Source organism: Brevundimonas sp., assembly GCF_036399195.1.
Lineage (GTDB): Bacteria > Pseudomonadota > Alphaproteobacteria > Caulobacterales > Caulobacteraceae > Brevundimonas.
The window spans coordinates 1-2,282 of the sequence record NZ_DASWNO010000192.1; the positions used below are offsets into that span (position 1 = coordinate 1).

General features: G+C 70.8%; 3 protein-coding genes and 1 pseudogene. All 4 read right to left on the bottom strand.

Annotation, left to right across the window (positions count from 1 at the left end):
* On the bottom strand, positions 1-437 hold a 437-nt coding region (hisF, locus tag VGB60_RS08890; protein ID WP_331037910.1), incomplete at its 3' end, for an imidazole glycerol phosphate synthase subunit HisF.
* Positions 434-1,165: a 1-(5-phosphoribosyl)-5-[(5-phosphoribosylamino)methylideneamino]imidazole-4-carboxamide isomerase gene (hisA, locus tag VGB60_RS08895; RefSeq protein WP_331037911.1), complete on the bottom strand. Its 732-nt coding sequence runs from the start codon at positions 1,163-1,165 to the stop codon at positions 434-436. The genes hisF and hisA, both read right to left, overlap by 4 nt.
* Positions 1,162-1,761, bottom strand: coding sequence for an imidazole glycerol phosphate synthase subunit HisH (gene hisH, locus VGB60_RS08900; protein ID WP_331037912.1), 600 nt, complete (start codon positions 1,759-1,761; stop codon positions 1,162-1,164). The genes hisA and hisH overlap by 4 nt, the downstream gene beginning before the upstream one ends.
* Positions 1,758-2,282, bottom strand: a pseudogene (locus VGB60_RS08905) (imidazoleglycerol-phosphate dehydratase HisB); the annotation flags it as partial. The gene hisH and the pseudogene VGB60_RS08905, both read right to left, overlap by 4 nt.

Below are 2,282 nucleotides of genomic sequence, written 5' to 3' on the forward strand. Positions count from 1 at the left end.
TCGCCGGTGTACTGGTGCACCTGCCAGTCGTCGCCGGCGCGTTTGGAGTCGACCCCGACGACGACGCACTGCCGCCCCAGCCGCTCGGCCATCTCGGCGATCAGCTCGGGCCGTTCCAGGGCCGGTGAGTTGATCGACACCTTGTCCGCCCCGTGGTCGAGGCATCGCCCCGCCTGTTCCACCGTCCGGATTCCACCGGCGACGCTGAAGGGGATGTCCAGCAGGCGGGCGATGCTTTTCACCCAGCCGTAGTCGAGCGTCCGCCCCTCGGGACTGGCCGCGATGTCGTAGAAGACCAGCTCGTCGGCGCCCGCGTCGCGATAGCGCGCGGCCAGTTCGGCGGCGTCGCCCATGTCGGCGTGGCCCTGAAAGCGGACGCCCTTGACCACCCGCCCGTCCTTGACGTCGAGGCAGGGGATGATGCGACGCGCGGTCACGCCGTTGCCTCCAGCGCTTCGGCCACGGTGAAGCGACCTTCGTACAGGGCCCGTCCCACGATGGCGCCGTCGCAGCCGGCGGCGGCAGCGGCGGCGAGGTCGGTCAGTTGCGCCACCCCGCCCGAGGCCTGCACCTTCAGGTCAGGGCGGCGGCGGACGATCTCCGACAGCAGGTTGATGTTCGGACCGGTCAGGGCGCCGTCGCGGCCGACGTCGGTGACCAGCAGGTGCCGGGCGGTTCCCTCCGGGTACTGATCAAGCGCCTGCCACAGGTCGCAGCCGGCGGCCTCGGTCCATCCCTTGAGCGCGGGGATCCAGCGATCTCCGTCGGCCTTGACGTCGATCGCCAGGGTCAGACGGTCAGCTCCGAACCGCTCCAGCCAGCCACGCACGGTTTCGGGCTGGCTGACGGCGAGCGAGCCGACGACGACGCGTTCGACCCCCGCTTCAAGCAAGGCCGACACGTCCTCCGCCGAGCGCACGCCGCCGCCGCACTGGATGCGAATGTCCACGGCCCGGGCGAGTTCGCCTATCAGGGCGTGCTGCGCGGCGCGACCGGCTTCGGCGCCGTCCAGATCGACGATGTGCGCCCAGTCGGCCCCCTCAGCCGCGAAGGCGGCGAGCCGGGCAGCAGGGTGTTCGTCATAGCGCGTCACGGCGTCAAAGCGGCCGTGCATCAGCCGCACGCAGACGCCGTCCTTCAGGTCTATGGCGGGATAGACGATCATGCCGGCAGCTCGAGGAAGTTCTTCAGGATGCGCGCGCCGGCGGCGGCGGACCGCTCCGGATGGAACTGGCAGCCCCAGCGCAGGCCGCTGCGCACGACGGCGGGCACCGGGCCGCCGTAGTCCGCATGGGCGAGGGTGGTGGGGCCGTCGGGGCAGACGTAGCCGTGCACGAAATAGGCCCAGTCGCCGTCCGCCAGACCCTCCAGCAGAGGATCGTCCCGGTCACGGGACAGCCGCGACCAGCCCATGTGTGGCACGGTCAGGCCCGGGCCCGGATCCAGCCGCCGAACGCGCCCCGGGATCAGGCCCAGCAAGTCGGCGTCGCCTTCGTCGCTGCTCTCGAACAGCAGCTGTTGACCGAGGCAGACGCCGAGCAGCGGCCGCGGGAAGGCGCGGATTGGCTCAAGGAGATCGAGTTCCCGCAGGCGGGACATGGCGTAGGCCGCCGCGCCGACTCCCGGCAAGATCAGCCGCTCGGCCGCCTCGATCCCGGCGCCGTCGGACACCAGTCGCACAGTCGCGCCAAGCCTCTCCAACGCGAACTGGACGGAGGCGAGGTTGCCGGCGCCGTAGGCGAGCAGGGCGACTTCGGTCACAGCACGCCCTTCGTCGAAGGCACGGTGTCCCCCTCGACGCGGATCGCCTGCCGCAGCGCCCGTCCGAACGCCTTGTAGACGGCCTCGGTCTTGTGGTGGTCGTCGTCGCCGGTGACCGACACATGCACCGCCGCGCCCATGGCCTCGGCCAGTGAGCGGAACACATGCGCGGTCAGGTCCGTGCGGTAGTCGCCGATCATGGACGTCGAGAAAGTTCCCTCAAACACGGGATAGGGTCGCCCCGACAGATCGATCGAGACCGCCGCATTGGCCTCGTCCATCGGCACGACGAAGCCGTAGCGGGCGATGCCCTTCCGCTCGCCCAGCGCCTGCTTCAGGGCCTGACCCAGGGCGATGGCCGAGTCCTCGATGGTGTGGTGCGGGTCGGTGTGCAGGTCGCCCTCGCAGGCGAGCCGCAGCGAGAAGCCGCCGTGGGTCGCGACCTGCTCCAGCATGTGGTCGAAGAAGCCGACGCCGGTGGCGATCGAGACCGGCCCGGCCGCGTCCAGATCGACGGCGCA

Excerpts from the sequence above, each read along its gene's own strand:
- hisA (WP_331037911.1), bottom strand. The coding sequence starts at position 1,165 with ATGATCGTCTATCCCGCCATAGACCTGAAGGACGGCGTCTGCGTGCGG.